This window comes from Actinosynnema sp. NPDC004786 (assembly GCF_053601135.1).
On the sequence record NZ_JBSGBG010000005.1, the window covers coordinates 159,407 to 179,233 of the forward strand.

Annotated in this window: 18 protein-coding genes; 7 read left to right on the plus strand and 11 right to left on the minus strand. The window is 73.7% G+C overall.

From position 1 onward, the window contains the following. Positions 1-111: 111 nt before the first annotated feature. Positions 112-975, plus strand: a complete 864-nt coding sequence (locus ACWEFJ_RS06490) for a helix-turn-helix domain-containing protein (protein ID WP_449713139.1) — start codon at positions 112-114, stop codon at positions 973-975. Positions 976-1,096: 121 nt separating this feature from the next. On the opposite strand, the gene ACWEFJ_RS06495 is transcribed toward ACWEFJ_RS06490, so the two are convergent. Both ACWEFJ_RS06495 and ACWEFJ_RS06500 read right to left on the minus strand, forming a co-directional pair. Beyond that, the gene (locus tag ACWEFJ_RS06495; RefSeq protein ID WP_378087008.1) at positions 1,097-3,226 is read right to left on the minus strand and encodes a putative bifunctional diguanylate cyclase/phosphodiesterase; all 2,130 of its coding nucleotides are present in this window, start codon (positions 3,224-3,226) and stop codon (positions 1,097-1,099) included. Positions 3,227-3,344: 118 nt separating this feature from the next. Further along, a complete protein-coding gene (locus ACWEFJ_RS06500; protein ID WP_378087007.1) occupies positions 3,345-3,539 on the minus strand; it encodes a hypothetical protein in 195 nt (64 codons plus the stop codon). 105 nt (positions 3,540-3,644) lie between these two features. Between ACWEFJ_RS06500 and ACWEFJ_RS06505 the strand changes: the two genes are divergently transcribed. From ACWEFJ_RS06505 to ACWEFJ_RS06515, 3 genes are all read left to right on the plus strand, one after another. Continuing rightward, the gene (locus tag ACWEFJ_RS06505; RefSeq protein ID WP_449713140.1) at positions 3,645-4,823 is read left to right on the plus strand and encodes a metallophosphoesterase; all 1,179 of its coding nucleotides are present in this window, start codon (positions 3,645-3,647) and stop codon (positions 4,821-4,823) included. A 7-nt stretch (positions 4,824-4,830) separates the two neighbouring features. Further along, positions 4,831-5,742 carry an NAD-dependent epimerase/dehydratase family protein gene (locus ACWEFJ_RS06510; protein ID WP_449713141.1) on the plus strand — a complete coding sequence of 304 codons (912 nt, stop codon included), beginning with the start codon at positions 4,831-4,833 and terminating at the stop codon, positions 5,740-5,742. Between the two features lie 158 nt (positions 5,743-5,900). Beyond that, positions 5,901-6,248, plus strand: a complete 348-nt coding sequence (locus tag ACWEFJ_RS06515; RefSeq protein ID WP_449713142.1) for a helix-turn-helix domain-containing protein — start codon at positions 5,901-5,903, stop codon at positions 6,246-6,248. Between the two features lie 11 nt (positions 6,249-6,259). On the opposite strand, the gene ACWEFJ_RS06520 is transcribed toward ACWEFJ_RS06515, so the two are convergent. The 4 genes from ACWEFJ_RS06520 to ACWEFJ_RS06535 all read right to left on the minus strand — a co-directional run bounded on the left by ACWEFJ_RS06520 (position 6,260) and on the right by ACWEFJ_RS06535 (position 8,378). Next, on the minus strand, positions 6,260-6,850 hold the full coding sequence (locus tag ACWEFJ_RS06520) for a ClpP family protease (protein WP_449713143.1): 591 nt from the start codon (positions 6,848-6,850) through the stop codon (positions 6,260-6,262). After that, positions 6,847-7,473, minus strand: a complete 627-nt coding sequence (locus ACWEFJ_RS06525) for a ClpP family protease (protein WP_378086997.1) — start codon at positions 7,471-7,473, stop codon at positions 6,847-6,849. The genes ACWEFJ_RS06520 and ACWEFJ_RS06525 overlap by 4 nt, the downstream gene beginning before the upstream one ends. Positions 7,474-7,564: 91 nt before the next feature. Next, a complete protein-coding gene (locus ACWEFJ_RS06530) occupies positions 7,565-7,813 on the minus strand; it encodes a hypothetical protein (RefSeq protein WP_378086995.1) in 249 nt (82 codons plus the stop codon). Between the two features lie 73 nt (positions 7,814-7,886). Continuing rightward, a complete protein-coding gene (locus ACWEFJ_RS06535; RefSeq protein WP_378086993.1) occupies positions 7,887-8,378 on the minus strand; it encodes a DUF4383 domain-containing protein in 492 nt (163 codons plus the stop codon). A 220-nt stretch (positions 8,379-8,598) separates the two neighbouring features. Between ACWEFJ_RS06535 and ACWEFJ_RS06540 the strand changes: the two genes are divergently transcribed. The 3 genes from ACWEFJ_RS06540 to argS all read left to right on the plus strand — a co-directional run bounded on the left by ACWEFJ_RS06540 (position 8,599) and on the right by argS (position 12,527). Next, positions 8,599-9,636 carry a medium chain dehydrogenase/reductase family protein gene (locus tag ACWEFJ_RS06540; protein ID WP_449713144.1) on the plus strand — a complete coding sequence of 346 codons (1,038 nt, stop codon included), beginning with the start codon at positions 8,599-8,601 and terminating at the stop codon, positions 9,634-9,636. A gap of 131 nt (positions 9,637-9,767) precedes the next feature. Beyond that, positions 9,768-10,634 (plus strand): LLM class F420-dependent oxidoreductase, encoded by an 867-nt coding sequence (locus tag ACWEFJ_RS06545; protein ID WP_449713145.1) that lies wholly within the window; start codon positions 9,768-9,770, stop codon positions 10,632-10,634. A gap of 120 nt (positions 10,635-10,754) precedes the next feature. Then, positions 10,755-12,527: an arginine--tRNA ligase gene (gene argS, locus ACWEFJ_RS06550; RefSeq protein ID WP_449713146.1), complete on the plus strand. Its 1,773-nt coding sequence runs from the start codon at positions 10,755-10,757 to the stop codon at positions 12,525-12,527. A gap of 34 nt (positions 12,528-12,561) precedes the next feature. Here argS and ACWEFJ_RS06555 read toward each other — a convergent pair whose 3' ends face one another. From ACWEFJ_RS06555 to ACWEFJ_RS06575, 5 genes are read right to left on the minus strand one after another with little or no spacing between them, the layout of a single operon-like run. Next, positions 12,562-13,092: an HPP family protein gene (locus ACWEFJ_RS06555; protein WP_378086987.1), complete on the minus strand. Its 531-nt coding sequence runs from the start codon at positions 13,090-13,092 to the stop codon at positions 12,562-12,564. Next, positions 13,089-13,811 (minus strand): respiratory nitrate reductase subunit gamma, encoded by a 723-nt coding sequence (gene narI, locus ACWEFJ_RS06560; protein ID WP_378086985.1) that lies wholly within the window; start codon positions 13,809-13,811, stop codon positions 13,089-13,091. Before narI ends, ACWEFJ_RS06555 begins: the two co-directional genes overlap by 4 nt. Then, positions 13,808-14,401, minus strand: a complete 594-nt coding sequence (narJ, locus tag ACWEFJ_RS06565) for a nitrate reductase molybdenum cofactor assembly chaperone (RefSeq protein WP_378086983.1) — start codon at positions 14,399-14,401, stop codon at positions 13,808-13,810. The genes narI and narJ overlap by 4 nt, the downstream gene beginning before the upstream one ends. Then, complete coding sequence (gene narH / locus ACWEFJ_RS06570; RefSeq protein ID WP_378086981.1) at positions 14,398-15,942, minus strand: nitrate reductase subunit beta; 1,545 nt, start codon at positions 15,940-15,942, stop codon at positions 14,398-14,400. The genes narJ and narH overlap by 4 nt, the downstream gene beginning before the upstream one ends. After that, entirely contained in the window at positions 15,942-19,637 is a 3,696-nt protein-coding gene (locus tag ACWEFJ_RS06575; RefSeq protein WP_449713147.1) for a nitrate reductase subunit alpha, read from the minus strand. Before ACWEFJ_RS06575 ends, narH begins: the two co-directional genes overlap by 1 nt. Between the last annotated feature and the right edge of the window lie 190 nt (positions 19,638-19,827).

Consider the following 19,827-nt stretch of genomic DNA (forward strand, 5'->3'; position numbering starts at 1 on the left):
CCCTTTCACGAAGATCTACCCGTCTGACGACGGGAGAATCTGTCGTGTTGCACCTGCCGATTCCCTGCCCATGGGAAGGCTGGTGTCTCCTGTCGATCGCGCCGTACCACTGTGATTGAGGAGATCGTGAACGTCGAGGAGAAGCGGCCGCCCGTCCGGTCGAGCAGTGCGCACAGCCGGGAGTTGGGGGCGGAGTTGCGCCTTGCCCGTCGGCGGACGGGGATGTCGTCGGGCCAGACGGCGGAGGCGATGGAGTGGTCGTTGGGCAAGCTCTCCAAGCTGGAGACGGGCAGTCGTGGGACGAGCGTGGTGGACATCGCCACGTTGTTGGGGCGGTACGGGACGGACAGGGCGACCCGTGAGCGGATCGTCGCGGTCGCGGCCGAGTCGGACACCGGCAGTTTCCTGCGTCGGCACGACGGAGCGCCGGACGAGTTGGTGGCGTTGTCGGTGCACGAGTCGATCGCCCGCACCGTCACCGCGTACGAGCCGGTGGTCGTCCCTGCCCTGTTGCAGACCGAGGGCTACGCCTTGGCCCTGACCGGTAGCCCGGAGACCGCCCAGGCCCGGATGCGCCGCCGGCAGCCGGTGCGGCGGCCCGTGCGGGAGTCGGTGTTCTTCCTGCACGAGGTCGCGCTGCAACTGTCCGTCGGCACGCCGCAGGTCATGCACGAGCAGATGTTGCACCTGATCCTGGTGTCCGGTTGGCACGACACCCGCGTCCGCGTCGTCCCCCGAACCCGTACCCTGCACCCGGCGCTGCGCCTGCCCGCGACCCTGTTGACGTTCGAGGACCCGGTCACGCCGGTGGTGTACGTGGAGACCGACGCCGCGACCGTGTTCCACGACGACCGCCCGATCGTGGAGGCGTACCGGGAGAAGCTGCGCCGGCTCGACAGGCTCGCGCTCGGCGTCGAGGAGTCGCGCGCGGTGTTGGCCCGCTGGGCGACCGTCCACGAGCGCCAGGCCGCCTGACCGGGGCACCGACCGTCGTGGATCCGCCAACGCGGTACCCGAGCGGTAGGCACGACAGGCGTCCGCGAGCGTTGAACTCGGGGTGCGTGAACGGTGGACTCTCGCGTTGTGAACGTAGGACTCACGAGGTCGGGGGCCAGTGCTCGGGCAGGGCGGGGCGGCCGAAGAGGTAGCCCTGGGCGTAGGCGCAGCCGGCGTTGCGCAGCCAGTCGGCCTGGGCCTGGGTCTCGATGCCCTCGGCGACGGTGTGCGCGCCCAGGACGTCGGCCAAGTCGATGATGCACCGCACGACGCCCGCGGTGCGGCCGGTGTCGGAGAGGGCGGCGGTGAACGAGCGGTCGATCTTGACCACGTCGAACGGGTAGCGCTGGAGGTAGCTCAGGGACGAGTAGCCCGTGCCGAAGTCGTCCAGCGCGACCCGCACCCCGGTCTCCCGCACGTCCATCAGCCCGCGCATCGCCGCGCCGTCGGCCCACACCGACTCGGTCACCTCGATGGTCAGCCGCTGCGGCGGCAGGCCGGTCGTCTTCAGCACCCGGTCCAGCGACGGCAGGAACGCGGGCGCGGACAGCTGCCGGGTGGACACGTTCACCGTCACGCCGATCGCCCGGCCCTGCTGGTGCCACCGCATCGCCTGCTCGCACGCGCCGGCCAGCACCTTGTTGCCCAGCGGCACGATCAGCCCGGTCTCCTCGGCCAGCTCGATGAACTCGCCGGGCCCGAGCAGCCCGTGCCCCGGCCGCTGCCACCGCACCAGCGCCTCCGCGCCCGCCGTCGTGGACGTCGCCAGGTCCACGATGGGCTGGTAGTGCAGGACCAGCTGCCCGTCGGTCACGGCCGTGCGCAGGTCGGCCTTGTCGCGCTGCCGGGCCAGCACCCGCTCGCCCATCTCCGGCCGGAACAGCCGGATCCGGCCGCCGCCCTCCCGCTTGGCCACGTACATCGCGGTGTCCGCGTCGCGCAGCAGCTCCGCCGTGCCGACCCCGGGTGACGACACGGCGATGCCGACGCTGGCCCGGATCACGGTCTCGTGGCCCAGCCCGGCCAGCGGCCGGGCCAGCTCCGACAGGATGCGGGTGGCCAGCCGCGCCGACTCGCGCACGTCGTGGCCGGGGGCGAGCACGGCGAACTCGTCGCCGCCCAGCCGCGCGCCGGTGGCGACCGGTCCCACGGCCCGGCTGATCCGCTCCGCCGCCGACACCAGGTACCAGTCGCCCGCCTCGTGGCCCTCGGCGTCGTTGACCTCCTTGAACCCGTCGAGGTCGATCACCAGCAGGCCGACCGCCTCGCCGGCCCGCAACGCCTCGTCCACCAGGTGCAGGAAGTGGGCGCGCCCGGCGAGCCCGGTCAGCTCGTCCCGCTCGGCCCGGGTGCGCAGCGCGTCCTCCAGCTCACGGCGCTTGCTCACGTCCAGCGCGGTGACCAGGGTGTGCCGCTCGGAGACGTGCTCGACCGGCACGGCGTGCACCGCCAGCACCCCGGTCGACCCGTCCGCGCGCGTCACGGGCACCTCCACCGCCTCGTCGGCCGAGCGGCAGCCGCGCGCGCAGTCGGTGATGTCCGGCCCGTGCGGGCACGGCACGCGTCCCGGCTCCGCCGCGGGCCACGCCAGCAGCTCGCGCGCCCGGTCGTTGTGCAGCCGGGGCGCGCCCTCGGCGTCGACCAGCACCAGGCCCACCGGGCTGGCCCGCACCACGGCCTCGACGGTGCGGTGGGCGTCCTCCACCAACCGCGCCGAGCGGGTCGTCTCGTGCAACGCCATCGCGGCGACCGCCAGGCCCACCAACGGCATCACGACGGACGTGATGAGCGGACCCGTCACGGCCACCGGCGTGACCGTGATCCACACCGCGAAGCCGGTGAGGTACCCCAGCAGCGCCGGCACCGCGCGCAGCGGGAACGCCTCGCTGTCGCCGCGCAGCGCCCGCCGCACCGTCACCGCGAACAGGAAGCCGATGACGGGCTGCGGGTTGGGCAGCACGAACACCGCGCCGTGGGCGATCGCGCACTCCGCCAGCGCGACGAGCCAGCTGTCCCGCTTCGGCCGCAGCCACCACGACGCCACGATCAGGGGCACCAGGGCGGCGAGCACCAGGCGGCCGGGTCCGACGCCGACGAAGTACAGCTGGAGCCCGAAGGCGACGCACGTGATCCAGGAGTAGCCCTCCGTCAACCACGTGATCCAGCGCAGCGCGGGCTGGCCCGGTGACGAGAGCGGGTCGTCCACCACGGTGCGGGTCGGACGTGCCACGCCCCGTTACCCCCAAGTCGAACGGCGTTCGGCTGAACAGGAGATCGAACTATCCATACCGCCGTTCGGCTTCTCAACCGCCATTCGGGTGAGTCCACTATGGACCGCGCGGCGGCGGTCAGGACCCGGGGGTGGACCCCTCCGGCGGGTCGCTGTCGGGCAGCGGGTCCGGGGTGGCCTCGGCGAGGTCGGCCGCCTCGGCCTTGGCCTCGTCGATCGTGCGCTGCGTCCGCGCCAGGCGCTCGTCCTCCTCGGGCGTCTCGACCGGGAAGTCCTCGGGCGAGTGGATCTCGCGTTCGTGCTCGTCAGCCATGCGACCGGGGTTTCCGCTCGCCGCGGCGGCAAACTTGGAGCCCGGCCGCGCCGCGGGTACCGTCGATAAGAGCCCGCTGGTTCGTAAAGCCGCCGAGGAGATCCGATGTCGACCACGACCGCGCCGCCACGTCCGTCCGCGCGGCGACGTGTGATCTTCACGACGGTGTTGCTGACCGTGACCGCGCTGCTCTTCTGGGTGCCGTGGACGGGCCTGCTCACGCCGGGCGCGCGGTGGCCGTGGCCGGTGCAGCTCGTCGGCACGGCGTTCTTCGTCGCCACGTCGGTGGCGTTCCCGTTGCTGCTGGTCCGCGCCCACGGTCGCCGCCGCTCCGACCGGGCGTCCCGCGTCGCGCACCTCGTGCTGGGCGTCGCCTGGGTGTTCTTCGCCTGGACCCTGATCGGCCACGTGCTGCGGCTGGTGCTGGCGGTCGCGGGCGTGGAGAACCCGTTCCGCGCCCGGCTGCTCGCGGTGGCGCTGCTCGTGGTCGGCGTCGGGCTGGTCGCGCACGGCACCCGGGAGGCCCGCCGGGTGCCGCGGGTGAAGCGGACCGACGTGGTGCTCCCCCGCCTGGACCCGGCGTTCGACGGCCTCGCCGTCGCGGTGCTCGCGGACACCCACTACGGCGCGATCGACCGCACGAAGTGGTCCGAGGGCACGGTCGCGGCGGTCAACGCGCTCGACCCGGACGTCGTCGTGCACGTCGGCGACATCGCGGACGGCACGGTGGCGCAACGCCGCGGCCAGGCCGCCGCGCTGGGCGACGTGCGGGCGCGGCACCGGTTCTACGTGTCGGGCAACCATGAGTACATCTCCAACGCGCAGGCGTGGCTGGACCACATGGCCGAGCTGGGCTGGACGAGCCTGCACAACCAGCACCGGGTGCTGGAGCGCGGTGGCGCGCGGCTGGTGTTCGCGGGCGTGGACGACGTCACCGGCGCGCACTCGGGCGAGGCCGGGCACGGCGCGGACCTCGACGCGGCGTTGGCCGGCACGCGCCCCGACGACCCGGTGGTGCTGCTGGCGCACCAGCCGAGCGAGATCGGCAAGGCGGTGGCGGCCGGGGTCGACCTCCAGCTGTCCGGGCACACGCACGGCGGCCAGATCTGGCCGTTCCACCTGCTGGTGCGGTTGCAGCAGCCGGTGCTGGCGGGGTTGAGCCGGCACGGCGAGCGCACCCGGCTCTACACCAGCCGCGGGGCCGGGTTCTGGGGTCCGCCGCTGCGGGTCTTCGCGCCGAGTGAAATTTCCCTGCTCACGCTGCGGGCGGCCGACCGGGCATGATCGGCCCGTGGACGTTCTGGTGGTGGGTGCGAGCGGGTTGATCGGGCGGCACGTCGTCGCACGGCTGCGGGCGGGAGGGCACGGGGCGACCTCCGTCGCCCGGACCGCGCGGGACGGCGTCGACCACGTCCTCGACGCGACGACGGCTGCGGAGGCGGACTTCCGGGCGGTGCTCGCGGGCCACAACGGCGTGGTGTTCGCGGCGGGCGCGGACGACCGGGAGGTGCCGGGCAAGCCGGCGTACCCGGTGTTCCACCGCGGCAACGTCGCGCCGGTCGTGCGGCTGCTCACCGCCGCGCGCGAGGAAGGGCTGACCCGGGCCGCGGTGCTGGGGTCGTACTACACCCACTTCCACCGCCTGCACCCCGAGTGGCGGCTCGCCGAACGCCACCCCTACATCCGCAGCCGGGTCGAGCAGGCACGGGCGGGCCGGGAGGCCGCCGGGCCGGACCTGCCGGTGGCGGTGCTGGAGCTGCCGTTCGTGTTCGGCCGGGCGGGCGACCGGCTGCCGAACTGGGCCGGACCGCTGGACCGGTGGGTCAGGTCCCGGTCGCCCCTGCTCGCGCCGCCCGGCGGCAGCGCCGCCACGTCGGCCGCGCAGGTGGCCGGGCACGTGGTCGACGTGCTGGAGCGGGCGTCCGGGGAAGACCTCGCGGTGGCCACCGAGAACCTGACGTGGCGGGACATGATCGGCCGGATCGCGTCCGCCGCGGGTCACCCGCGCGCGGTGCGCGGGGTGCCGGGCGCGGTGGCGCGGGCGGCGTTGCGGCTCACCGGCCTGGCGCACGCGGCACGGGGCAGGCAGGCCGGGATCGACCCGGCGCACGCCGACGTCCTGCTGCTGCGGGAGCTGTTCGTGCCGCCGTCGGGGCCGGGGTCGCTGGACGACGCGATCGCCGAGACGTTCCCCCGGGACTAGCGGAGCGGCCGCGTCGTGGGCAGCGGCCGGGGGCGCCGGCGTCCCCCACGACTCGCCAAAACGCCCACGCCGCGGCGGGAACCACCGGCGGAACGCCGTCTTTCGCCCGCAGCGGAAACACCGACCCGCAGCGACGGGCAGGCGTCAGGATGACCGGTATGGCCGACATCCTCCCCTTCCACCACAAGCACGCCCCCGCGCCGGAGCGCGAGCCGGACCCGCTGTGGCGCGAGGCGCTGGGCCGGAGCCTGCGGGCGGCCAGGGAGGAGCGCGGGAGCCGCCTCGTGGACGTCGCGGAGCGGGCCGGGATCTCGCCCCAGTACCTCTCCGAGATCGAACGCGGGCGCAAGGAGCCCTCCAGCGAGATGATCGCCGCCGTCACCGGCGCGCTCGGCGTCGACCTGGCCGACCTGCTCGTCGGCATCGCCGGCCACGTCCGCCGCGGCCGCGGCACGGGTTCCGCGGTCGGCCGCCGCCCCGCGGGACCCGTGCTCCTGGCCGCCTGAGGTCCCCCTCCTCAGGCCCGGTGGTCGAGGACGTGGTCCGCCAGGCCGTACGCGACCGCGCCCGCCGCGTCGAACACGCGGTCCCGGTCGGTGTCGTGCCGCAGCTGCGCGATGTCGCGGCCGGTGTGCGCGGAGAGGATCTCCTCCAGCTGGCTGCGCACCCGCACCACCTCGTCGGCCTGGAGGATCAGGTCCGGGATGGCGCCGCGGCCCTGGGCCGCCGGCTGGTGCAGCACCACCCTGGTGTGGGGCAGCACGAAGCGGTGCCCGGCCTCCCCCGCGGCCAGCAGCACCGCGCCGGCCGCGACCGCCTGGCCGACGCACGTCGTCGTCACCGGCGCCTTGATGTAGCGCATGGTGTCGTACAGCGCGAGCATCGCGGACGGGTCGCCGCCCTCGCTGTTGATGTAGAGGCTGATCTCCCGGTCCGGGTTGTCCGCCTCCAGGTGCAGCAGCTGGGCGATGAGCGCGTTGGCCACGCCGGAGTCGATCGCGGTGCCGAGGTAGACGATCCGCTCCGACAGCAGGTGCGAGTAGACGTCCATGACCCGCTCGCCGTTCGTGCTGCGGGTGATGACGTTGGGGATGGTGTAGGTGCTCACGCGCGCGCCCCCGTCCTCGGGCCGAGGCCCAGTTCGCGCGTGCGCAACGGCAGCACCTGGCCCAGCTCGCCGACGATGTGGTCGATGAAGCCGTAGTCGAGCGCCTGTCGGGCGGTGAACCAGCGGTCGTGCAGGGAGTCGGCGAAGATCCGCTCGAGCGGCTGCCCGGTGTCCTCCGCGATGAGCCGCAGCACGGTGTCCCGGGTGTGCCGCAGGTCGTCCGCCTGCACCTGCACCTCGACCGCCGACCCGGCGATGCCCGCCGAGCCCTGGTGCATCAGGACCCGGGCGTGCGGCAGGGCGAAGCGCTTGCCCGGCGTGCCCGCCGACAGCAGGAACTGGCCCGCGCTGCACGCCAGCCCCAGCGCCAGCGTGCTCACGTCGCACGGCACGAGCCGCATCACGTCCCGGATCGCCAGCATCGCGGGCACCGAGCCGCCCGGCGAGTGGATCCACAGCGCGATGTCCTTGCCGGGGTCCTCGGCGGCGAGGGACAGCATCTGGGTGGCGAGCACCGTGCCGTTGTCGTCGTCGAGGCCACCGTCGAGCACCAGCACCCGTTGACCGAGGAACCGCTCTCGCAGCCGGTGGTCGAACAGCGGCTGCCTCTCGTTGTTCGTCATGCCCCCGACGATGCCGACCGGCCGACATCGTCGGCCGCCCGTGCTGCTGTGGGCGGATCAGCCCACAGCGGACCGGTCCCTCGCGGGACCTTCAGTACGCGCGCCGGCCGGAGGCAGGCGGCTCGTAGTCGTAGTCGTCGTCCGGCACGTCGAACGGCAACGGGCGGTTGGTCCACGAGTCGACGACCACGACGATCCCCGCGCCGATGATGACGACGACGCCGACCCACGCCAGGCCACCCCAGATCAGGATCCCCCCGATCAGCGTCAGCGGCAGGACCATGAACAGGCAGAACGGGTCCACCCGCCCGAACTGCCGCCGTCCTCCGGAACTCGCCATCTACGCCCTCCCAGTCAAGCGCCTCGCCGGGTGAACTTACGCGACCCGGTCCGGGCGGGTGACAGCCGGGCGGTCACGCACCGCGTTGTTCGCGGCCCGGGTAGCGGCCCTGCGCGCGTTCCGCGACGGTGGCGACCACGGCCAGGACGACCATGCCGGCGCCGAGGCCCAGGTGCAGCAGGTTGTCGGCCGGGTTGACCGGGACGAAGTTCGCCGCGCCGCCGTCGTGGTCCATCGAGTGCACGACCGACCCGTAGATCCACAGCAGCAGGTAGGCGAACCCGCCGACGACCAGGAACGCCCGGGCGGCTCCCCTGGTCGCGGCGGCCGCGATCCCCGCCACGCCGAACAGCAGGTGCACGATGTTGTGCAGCACGGAGACCTGGAAGACGCCGAACAGCATCGCCTCGGAGTGCGGGCCGGCGAAGCCGATCCCGCCGAGGTCGCCCGTCACGCCCGGCACGAAACCCAGGATGCCCACCAGCAGGAACACCACGCCCACGAACAGCGAGAGGCCCTGGACGGGGCGACGGCGGGCGCCGACGCGTTCGGTCGAGGTCGTCATGGCAGTCCTCCGATCGGCTGGTGCCGCTGGCGTACCCGGAGCGGGCCCGGTGAAACCAAGATCACAAGTCCGGGCGGCGGTCGCGCGACCGAGCCCCGCGCACGCCCCGCCCGGATGTGAGTGACCAACCACTCTTTCGCCGATCGGCCTTGACTTCTCGCCGTTTCACGCGCTTGACTCACATGTGAGTGAACAACCACTCATAGAACGAGGAGACGTGATGAGCCAGCAGTCCACCGACCAGGTCCTCGACGTCGTGCTGCCGGGCGCGGTCGAGCCGGACGGCTTCGAGCTGCGCCGCCGGCCGCGGCCCGTGCCGGGACCGGGGAAGGCCCTGGTCCGGGTCGAGGCGACCGGGGTGTCGTTCGCGGAGCAGCAGATGCGCCGCGCGAAGTACTACGACCAGCCGCCGTTCCCGTTCGTGCCCGGCTACGACCTCGTCGGCACGGTCGCCGAAGTGGGTCCCGGGGTGGACGCGGCGCTGGTCGGCGGGCGGTTCGCCGCGCTGACCAAGGTCGGCGGGTGGACGAGCCACGCGCTGGTGGACGCGGCGGACCTCGTGCCGGTGCCGGCCGGCGTGGACCCGGCGGAGGCGGAGGCGGTCGTGGTCAACGGGCTGACCGCGTGGCGGATGCTGCACGACGTGGCGAAGGTCGCCGCGGGCGCGACCGTGCTGGTGCACGGCGCGAACGGCGGTGTCGGCTCGACCCTGGTGCAGCTCGCCCGGCTGGCCGGCGTCCGGGTCATCGGCACCGCGTCGCCCCGCCACCACGACGCGGTGCGCGCGCTCGGCGCGATCCCGGTCGACTACCGCGACGCCGACCTGCCCGCGACGGTCCGCGCCCTCGCGGCGGGCGGGGTGGACGCGGTGTTCGACCACGTCGGCGGGCCGGGCATCGTCGACTCCTACCGGGTGCTCGCCCCACGCGGCACGCTCGTCGCCTACGGCACCGCGTCCACCCGCGACCACCGGGGCTCGGCGCGGTGGCCGGTGCTGAAGCTGTTCGTCCGCCTGGCGTGGTGGAACGCCCTGCCCAACGGGCGCGGCGCGACGTTCTTCAACATCTGGGCGGGCCGGCGCAACGCCGCGCGGTTCCGCGCCCGCCTCGCCCACGACCTCGGCGCGGTCCTCGCGCTGCTGGCCGACGGTTCCCTGCGCCCGCAGGTGGCCGCGCGCGTGCCGCTGGAACGGGTCGCGGACGCGGTGCGGCTGGCCGAGTCGGGCACGGTCACGGGCAAGGTCGTGCTCCTCCCCTGACCCGCCGCTCCCCCCGACCTCCGGTTCCCGCTGACCGCCGTTCCGCCGGCCCGCCGCTCCGTTGACCTGGAGCGCACTCCAGCCGCTAGCGTCCCGACCGGCAACGGCGGAGCGGCAGAACGGAGCGCCACGTGCGACTCGGTGTGCACATCACCCGGTTCAACCAGGCCCCGGCCCGGCTCGGACCCGACCTGGCCGACGCCTGCGCGGCGGCCGAGGAGTCCGGGCTCGGCTGGATCTCGGTGATGGACCACTACTTCCAGATGGAGCACAACGGCGGCGCCGCGGACGCCATGCTGGAGTGCTACGCCACGCTGGGGTTCCTCGCCGCGCACACCTCGACCGTCCGGCTCGGCGCGCTCGTCACGGGTGTCACCTACCGCCACCCCGGCCTGCTGGCCAAGGTCGTGACCACGCTCGACGTGCTGTCGGGCGGCCGGGCGACCCTGGGCATCGGCGCGGCCTGGTACGAGCGGGAGCACGTCGGGCTGGGCGTGCCGTTCCCGCCGTTGGGCGAGCGCTTCGAGCGGTTGGAGGAGGCGCTGCGGATCTGCCGACAGATGTGGGACCCGCGGGACGACGGGCCGTTCGAGGGCAGGCACTACCGCCTGGCCGAGACCCTGTGCGTGCCCGCGCCGGTGAGCACGCCGCACCCGGAGATCATGATCGGCGGCAACGGCGAGCGGAAGACGCTGCGGCTGGTCGCCCGCTACGCCGATGCCTGCAACCTGCTCCTGCGGGGCCCGGACGAGGTGCCGCACAAGCTGGACGTGCTGCGCCGCCACTGCGAGGACGAGGGCCGCGACTTCGCCGACATCCGCAAGACCGTCGTGCACCTGGGCGACATCCCCGACGGCGGCGACGCGCTCGTCGAAGCCCTGTCCCCCTACGCGGACCTGGGCATCGACACGGTCATCCTCGGCGCGCCGGACGGCGACCTGGCCGGGTGGCTGGGCGCGCTCGGCCCGACCGCGCGGCGACTGGCCGAGCTGGGCTGACCGGGTCGGCCGGTCCGCCGACGGGTGGGGCCACCGGGACGATCTTGACGGTCGCCCCGGCACGACCGGGGCCGCCGGCGCCTGGGACAATCGCCCTCCGACGAAGGAGGATGTGTTCAGGTGAGTGCCCACCACCGGGAGGTGCCGTCGCTGCTGGAGAGGATCGCCGCGACGATGTCGGAGGCGATCGGCCGGGTCCGCGAGGACCTGGCGGGCGCGGACCCGGTGGTGCGACGATCCGAGCGCGCCGACTTCCAGTGCAACGCGCCGCTGGCGCTGGCCAAGCGCGTCGGCGCCCGGCCGGGCGACCTGGCCGCCCGGGTGGTGGCGGCCCTCGACGTCGAGGGTGACGGGGTGCTCGCGGCGGTGGAGCCGTCCGGGCCGGGGTTCCTCAACGTCACGGTGACCGGTGACGCGGTCTGGGGCCAGGTCGCCGCCCGGCTGGCGGACGAGCGGCTCGGGGTGGGCGCGCCCGAGCTGGGGCGGCGGGTGGTGGTGGACTACTCCGCGCCCAACATCGCCAAGGAGATGCACGTCGGGCACCTGCGCACGACGATCATCGGCGACAGCCTCGCCCGGGTGGCCGGGTTCCTCGGCGGGGACGTGCTGCGACAGAACCACCTGGGCGACTTCGGCACGCAGTTCGGGATGCTGATCCAGTACCTGGACGAGCACCCGGACGCGGCGTGGCACCACGACGAGCTGGGCGCGGGCGACTCGGCGGTGTCGGCGTTGGACGGCCTGTACCGGGCGGCGCGCGCCGAGTTCGACGCCGACCCGGACTTCGCCGACCGGTCCCGGGCGCGCGTCGTGGCGCTCCAGGCGGGCGACCCGGCCACGGTCGCGGTGTGGCGGGACATCGTGGCGGAGTCGGAGCGGGCGTTCGGCGCGATCTACGACCGGTTGGGCGTGCTGCTCACGCCGGAGGACTCGGTGGGCGAGTCCTTCTACAACCCGATGCTGGCCGACACGGTCGAGGAGCTGGTCGAGGCCGGGCTCGCGGTGGAGAGCGACGGGGCGCTCGTCTTCTACTCGGCGGAGGTGACCGGTCCGGAGGGCCGGCCGGTCACCCTGATGGTGCGCAAGAGGGACGGCGGCTACGGCTACGACACCACGGACCTGGCCACGATCCGCTACCGGCTGCGGGAGCTGAAGGCGAACCGGCTGATCTACGTCACGGACTCGCGCCAGGCGCTGCACTTCCGGCTGGTCTTCGAGGCGGCGCGGCGGGCCGGGTGGCTGACCGACGGCGTGACGGCCGAGCACGCCGCCTACGGCACGATCCTGGGTCCGGACGGGACGCCGTTCAAGACGCGGTCGGGCGGCACGGTGCGGCTGATGGACCTGCTCGACGACGCGGTGGCGCGGGCGCGGGCGGTCGTGGCCGAGAAGAACCCCGACCTCGACCCGGCCGAGCTGGACCGGATCGCCGAGTCGGCGGGCATCGCCGCGGTCAAGTACGCCGACCTGTCGACGTCGCGGGTGAAGGACTACTCCTTCGACGTCGACCGGATGGTGTCGTTCACCGGCAACACCGGCGTGTACCTGCAGTACGCGCACGCCCGGATCAGCTCGATCCTGCGCAACGCGGGCGACGGCGGGGCGGCGGTCGACCGCACCGTGCCGCCGGAGCCGGCCGAACGGGAGCTGGCGCTGGCGCTGGACGGGTACGGCGCGGTCGTCGCGGAGGTCGCGGCCACCCTGGAGCCGCACCGGCTCTGCGGCTACCTGTACGACCTGGCGCGGGCGTTCACCGCGTTCTACGAGTCGTGCCCGGTGCTCAAGGCCGACGAGCCCGTGCGCGGCAACCGGGTGGCGCTGTGCCGGCTGACCGCGCGCACCCTCGGCCACGGCCTGGGCCTGCTGGGGATCGCGGCGCCGGAGCGGATGTAGGGCGACCGGCGCCCGCGCGAGGCGGGCGCCGGGGTCAGCGGGAGACCGGTGCGTCGAGGCCGACCGGGGTCGGCGGGCGTGGCCGCCACAGCGGGTAGGGCACGCCGGTCAGCCGGTTGACCAGGGCCGCCACCGCGAGCAGGAGCACGACGCCGAGCAGGATCTCCGCCAGGTGCAGCGGTGTGCGCAGCATGCCCAGGGCGACGATCAGGGTGGTCGCCCCGGCCGGCGGGTGCGGCAGGCGGGTCCAGGCCATGCCGCCGCACGTGCAGGTCAGGGCGAGCGCGGCGGCTCCGGCGCGCGGCCAGGTCAGGTGGTCGAGGATCGGCGGCGCGTGCCACAGGTCGAACGCGGCCAGCCCCGCCGCGCCCGACAGCACGCCGATCAGGTGGCCGACCACGGTGTTGCGCGGGCTGGCCGCCGGGGCGGTCGGGGTGGCGAACAGCAGGTACGCGGTGGGCCCGAGCGACGGGAACAGCAGGGGTTGGCCGGTGAGCACGGCCAGGGCCGCCATCACCAGGGTGGACACCAGGGCCCCGGCGGCGGGCCGCAGGACCCGGTTCACCGGTCGCCCCAGCCGCGCGGCGCGGGGCGGGAGGCCAGGCGGTCGTCGCGGCTGCGGTAGACGATGTAGGGGCGGACCAGGTAGTGCAGCGGCACGCTGAGCGCGTGCACGAGCCGGCTGAACGGCCACAGCGCGAACAACGCCATCGCGGCGAGCGCGTGCAGTCGGTACGGCAGCGGCACGTCGTGCATCAGGCCGGGGTCGGGGTGCAGCAGCAGGACCCCGCGGACCCACGGCGAGACGGTCTCGCGGTAGTCGTAGCCGCCGCCCATGCCGTTGGTGACCACGGTGGCGGCCATGCCCAGCAGCAGCACCGCCGCCAGCACCGGGAAGGTGATCCGGTCGTCGCGGCCGGTCGCCGCGCGCACGGCCGGTGTGCGCCACCGGCGGTACAGCAGGGCGCCGAGCCCGAGCACGGCGGCCGCGCCGGCCAGGCCGCCCGCGACGAGCGACACCAGGTGGTACTGCTCGTCGTGCACGCCGAGCCACCGGGTCACCGACGCGGGCACGAGCAGGCCGCCGACGTGGCCCGCGAGCACGAACAGGAGTCCGAAGTGGAACAGCGGGCTCGCGATCCGCAGCAGCCGGGACTCGTGGAGCTGGGAGCTGCGGGTGGTCCAGCCGAACCGGTCGTGCCGGTAGCGCCACGCGAGGCCGCCCGCGAACACGGTGATCGTGACGTAGGGCAGCACCGCCCACAGCAGCAGGTCGAGGGTCATCGGGTCGACTCCGGTGGTCGGGTCGGGTAGCCGAGCAGGACGGGTTCGAGCCCGACCCGTTCGACCGGCGGATCGGCGGCGACGGGACGGGCGTCCTCGCGGACCGGCACGGTGGCCAGCACGGCCGCCACGGCGGCGGCGTAGGGCGTGCCGAGGTCGCGCAGGTTGCGGTGCAGCAGTTCCAGCGCCGGCCGGTACCCGGCCAGCGGCCGCAGCTCGCCGGTGAGGGCGGCGAACTCCAGCAGCACGGGCAGGTAGTCGGGCAGCTCGCCGTCGGCGGGCAGGTAGCCGTGGCGGCGGTACTCCTGCTTGAGCGCGGCCAGCGAGCCGCCGCGCCGGCGGGTGTCGCCGTCGGTGTACCAGGTCAGGTGCAGGCTGCGGTCGGCGTTGGTGTCGAACACCTCGACGTAGTGGCGGGCGGCCTCGACGGGCGGGGTGCGGTCGAGGTGGTCGAGCAGCACGGCCAGGCCGGGGTCGGGCGTCTCGGCCAGGCACGCCCGCAGCAGCGGCATCCGCTCGCGCAGCACGTCGTCCGGGTAGTGCAGGCAGTACGACGCCACCTGGTGCCGCACCCTGGTCGCGTCGTTCACGGCCGCTCCCGGTCCAGGGTCGGGAACAGGCCGGCGGGGCGTTCGCCGTCGCGCCAGACGAACAGGTCGGTCCGCCGGTCGCTCATGCCCGGGCCGCCGTCGGTGTCCAGGCTGCACGTGGTGGCGATGCCCTCCAGGTCGTGCGCCTGGCCGACCGCGGCGGTCGGGATCACGTACCGGTCCTCGTACTTGGCCACGGCCAGCAGCCGGTACATCGACTCGACGGAGTCGCCGTCCATGCCGACGCGGCGCGGCCCGGCCGGGTCGGTCGGCTCGCCGAGGTTGACCGAGCGCATGTGCGCCCGCATGGCGGCGAGCCTGCGCAACGCCATCCGCACCGGTTCGGGGTCGCCCGCGGTGAACAGCTCGGCGAGGTAGTCGAGCGGGATGCGCAGGGTGTCGATCGCGCCGAACAGGTTGTCCGCGGACTCGCCGTCGAAGCCGGTGCCGGCGAGCGCGTCGACCACCGGCGACAGCGGCGGCACGTACCAGACCATCGGCATGGTCCGGTACTCCGGGTGCAGCGGCAACGCGACGCGGTAGCGGCAGATCAGCTCGTGCACCGGGGAGCGCTGCGCCGCGGCGATCCACTCGTGGGCGATGCCCGACTGCTCGGCGGCGCGCACGACGGCGGGGTCGTGCGGGTCGAGGAACACGTCGAGCTGCGCCTGGTAGAGCCGTTTCTCGTCGGGGGTGCTCGCGGCGGCGCCGACCCGGTCGGCGTCGTAGAGCAGCACGCCGATGTAGCGCAGCCGGCCGACGCAGGTCTCCGCGCACACGGTCGGCAGGCCGACCTCCAGCCGCGGGTAGCAGAACGTGCACTTCTCGGCCTTGCCGGTCTTGTGGTTGAAGTACACCTTCTTGTACGGGCAGCCGGACACGCACATCCGCCAGCCCCGGCACCGGTCCTGGTCCACGAGCACGATGCCGTCCTCGGAGCGCTTGTACATCGCGCCGGACGGGCAGGACGCCACGCAGGTGGGGTTGAGGCAGTGCTCGCAGATCCGCGGCAGGTAGAACATGAACGACTGCTCGTAGTCGAAGCGGATCTCGCGGCCCAGCCGCTGCACCACCGGGTCGGCGGGGGCCAGCTCGGGCGCGCCGCCCAGGCTGTCGTCCCAGTTGGGGCCCCAGGTGACGGCGGCCGGCGCGCCGGTGATCGCGGACACCGGCCGGGCGACCGGGGTGTCGTCGCCCAGCGGCGCGTCGGTGAGGGTGCGGTAGTCGTAGGTCCAGGGCTGGTAGTAGTCGTCCAGGTGCGGCAGGTCGGGGTTGGCGAACAGCGACAGCAGCCGGCGCACCCGGCCGCCCGCGGCGGGCACCAGCTTGCCGCGCCGCAGCTTCCACCCGCCGCGCCAGCGGCCCTGGTCCTCGTGGCGGCGCGGGTAGCCCTGGCCGGGCTTGGTCTCGACGTTGTTGAACCAGGCGTACTCCACGCCCTCGCGGTTGGTCCACGTCTGCTTGCAGGTGACCGAGCAGGTGTGGCACCCGATGCACTTGTCCAGGTTCATGACCATGGCCAGCTGCGCCATGACGCGCATCAGTACGTCACCTCCTGGGCGCGCCGGCGCAGCACGGTGACCTCGTCGCGCTGGTTGCCGGTCGGCCCGTAGTAGTTGAGCGCGAAGGAGAGCTGCCCGTACCCGCCGACCAGGTGGGTCGGCTTGATCTGGAGCCGGGTCAGGGAGTTGTGGATGCCGCCGCGCCTGCCGGTCGTCTCGCTCTTGGGCACGTTCACCGTGCGCTCCTGCGCGTGGTAGAGGAACACGGTGCCGGTGGGCATCCGGTGCGACACGATCGCCCGACCGACGACGACGCCGTTGCGGTTGACGGCCTCGACCCAGTCGTTGTCCCGCACGCCGATGGCCGCGGCGTCGGCGGGGCTGACCCAGAACGCCGGGCCGCCGCGGGAGAGCGTCTGCATGATCGGGTTGTCCTGGTACTCGGAGTGGATGGACCACTTCGAGTGCGGGGTGAGGTACCGGACGGTGACCTCGGGGCCGTGGGGGCCGATGCGTGGTTCGCCGAACAGGCGGTGCATGTCCAGCGGCGGCCGGTACACCGGCAGTTGCTCGCCCAGCTCGGCGACCCAGTCGTGGTCGAGGAAGAAGTGCTGGCGGCCGGTGAGCGTGTGCCAGGGCTTGAGCCGCTCGACGTTGATGGTGAACGGCGCGTAGCGGCGGCCGCCGGACTCGTCGCCGGACCACTCGGGGCTGGTGACCACCGACGCGGGGCGGGAGCGGGTGTCGGCGAAGGTGACGCGGTGCGCCCGGTGGTGCTCCACCAGGGGGCGCAGCGGCACGCCGACGCGATCCTCCAGGGCCGAGAAGCCCTCGTCGGCGACGCGGCCGTTGGTGGTGCCGGACAGGGCGAGCACGGCGTCGGCGGCCTTGCGGTCGGTGTCCAACGCGGGCCTGCCCGCCGCCGGTCCGCCGGCCACGACGCCGTTGGACTCGGCGAGCCACGCCACCTCCGGGCCGACCTCGGCCGTCCACCCCTTGGTGGTGACGCCGAGCTTGTCCACCAGCGGCCCCAGGGCGGCGAGCTTGGCCGCGACCGCGGTGTAGTCGCGTTCCACCACGGTGAGCACGGGGAACGTGCGGCCGGGCACGGGGTCGCCGTCGCCGTCGCGCCAGTCGTGCACCACTCCCCCGGGCTGCGCGGTCTCGCCCGGCGTGTCGTGCTGCATCGCGGTGGCGACCAGGTCGCGGCGGGTGCCCAGGTGCGTGGCGGCGAGTTCGCTGAACCGGCGGGCGATGGCGTGGAACGCGTCGAAGTCCGTGCGCGCCTGCCAGGGCGGGTCCACGGCGGCGTTGAACGAGTGCACGAACGGGTGCATGTCCGTGCTGGACAGGTCGTGCTTCTCGTACCAGGTGGCCGCGGGCAGCGTCACGTCCGCGAACAGGGTGGTGCTGGTCATCCGGAAGTCCAGCGCCAGCAGCAGGTCGAGCTTGCCCTCGGGGGACTCGTCGCGCCACCGCACCGAGCGCGGCCGCTGGTCGGGCGGGGTCTGCTCGGCGCGGGGGTTGCCGTCCGCGCCGAGCAGGTGCTTGAGGAAGTACTCGTTGCCCTTGGCCGACGAGCCGAGCAGGTTCGCCCGCCACACGGTCAGCACGCGCGGCCAGTTGGCCGGCGCGTCGGGGTCCTCGCAGGCGAACCCGACCTCGCCAGCGCGCACGCGTGCCACCACGTGCGCGACCGGGTCCTGGCCGGCGGCCTCGGCCTCGTCGCACAGGTCGAGCGGGTTGCGGTCGAAGGTCGGGTAGGACGGCATCCAGCCCAGCCGGGCGGAGGTCGAGAGGCAGTCGGCGACCGTGCGGCCCGCGAGGGAGCCCTTCGCGCCCGGCCAGGTCAGGCCGTCGGCGGTGAGCCGGTCGTAGCGCCACTGGTCGGTGTGGGTGTACCAGTAGCCGGTGCCGATCATCTGGCGCGGCGGCCGGTGCCAGTCCAGCGCGCCCGCGAGGGTGGCCCAGCCGGTGAGCGGGCGCACCTTCTCCTGGCCGACGTAGTGCGCCCAGCCGCCGCCGTTGCGGCCCTGGCAGCCGGTGAGCAGCAGCAGGGTGAGGAACGACCGGTAGACGAGGTCGGAGTGGAACCAGTGGTTCGTGCCCGCCCCCATGACGATCATGCAGCGGCCCTTCGAGCGCACCGCGGTGTCGGCGAACTCGCGGGCGATGCGCGTGGTCCGGGCCGCGGGCACGCCGGTCAGCCGCTCCGCCCACGCGGGGGTGCCGGGGGCGTCGGCGTCGTCGTACCCGGTGGGCCAGTCGCCGGGCAGGCCGGGGCGGCCCACGCCGTACTGCGCGAGCAGCAGGTCGAACACGGTGGTGACGAGGCGGCCCGCGACCCGCCGCACGGGGACGCCCCGGGTGATCGCGCCGGCCTGCCCGTCGGGCGCGTCGAAGCGGGGCAGCAGCACCTCGACCGCGCCGTCCGGTCCGCCTCGCACGGTCAGCGCGGGCGTGACGCCGTGCAGGTCGAGGTTCCACCGGCCGGGTTCGTCGGCCCACCGGAAGCCCAGCGACCCGTTGGGCACGACCGGCTCGTCGCGGTCGGCGTCCAGCACCACGGTCTTCCACCGCGCGCCCGGCGAGGTGTCGCCCAGGTCGGCGGCGGTGAGGAACTTGCCCGGCACCAGGCCTCCGTCGCGCTCCTCCACGGTGACCAGGAACGGCAGGTCGGTGAAGCGCCGGACGTAGTCGGCGAAGAACGGCACCTCCCGTTCGACGAAGCAGTCGCGCAGCACCACGTGCCCCATGGCGACGGCCAGCGCCGCGTCCGTGCCGGGGTGCGGGGCGAGCCACTCGTCGGCGAACTTGGTGGCGTCGGAGTAGTCCGGGGAGCACACCACGACCTTCTGCCCGCGGTAGCGGGCCTCGGTCATGAAGTGCGCGTCCGGGGTGCGGGTCACCGGCACGTTGGAGCCCCACAGCACCAGGTAGGCCGCGTCCCACCAGTCGGCGGACTCCGGCACGTCGGTCTGGTCGCCGAACACCTGCGGCGAGGCGGGCGGCAGGTCGGCGTACCAGTCGTAGAACGACAGCATCGGCGCGCCGATGAGCGCCATGAACCGCGAACCGACCGCGTGGGAGACCATCGACATGGCGGGGATGGGCGAGAACCCCGCGATCCGGTCGGGGCCGTGGGCCTTGATCGTGTGCACGTGCGCGGCCGCGACCATCTCCACCGCCTCGTCCCACGAGACGCGGACCAGGCCGCCCTTGCCGCGGGCGCGCTGGTAGGCGCGGCGCTTGACCGGGTCGTCCACGACGGACGCCCAGGCGGCCACCGGGTCGTCGTGCCGCCTGCGGGCCTCGCGGTACATCTCCACGAGCACGCCGCGCGCGTACGGGTAGCGCACCCGCAGCGGCGAGTAGGTGTACCAGGAGAAGGAGGCCCCGCGCGGGCAGCCGCGGGGCTCGTACTCGGGGCGGTCGGGACCGGTGGACGGGTAGTCGGTGTCCTGGGTCTCCCAGGTGATGATGCCGTCCTTGACGAAGACCTGCCACCGGCACGACCCGGTGCAGTTGACGCCGTGCGTGGACGGCACGACCTTGTCGTGGCTCCACCGGTCCCGGTAGAACGCGTCCCCCTCGCGGCCGCCGCGGTGGAAGGCGGCCCGGAGGTCGTCGGAGACGGGGGCCCGCGTCAGGAACCGGCTGGTGGCCAGCAGCACGCCGCCGGCGGGACCACGCGCGGGGCTCTCGTCCCCGGCGCGGTGGAATACCGCGCGCATACGGTCGTTCCTTTCTCGGGAGGTGCCGTTCGGATCGGCGCGAATAAATTCATGTAACTGCGCGTGTCGAACCCATTACAACTTAATGTGATGCGCGTCACACACGTAACGGTCGCTTTACCGTCTCATTTACGGGCATTTGCCGGAACCGGACGAAGCCTTTGCGCGTTTACCATGAATTCACTCGAAC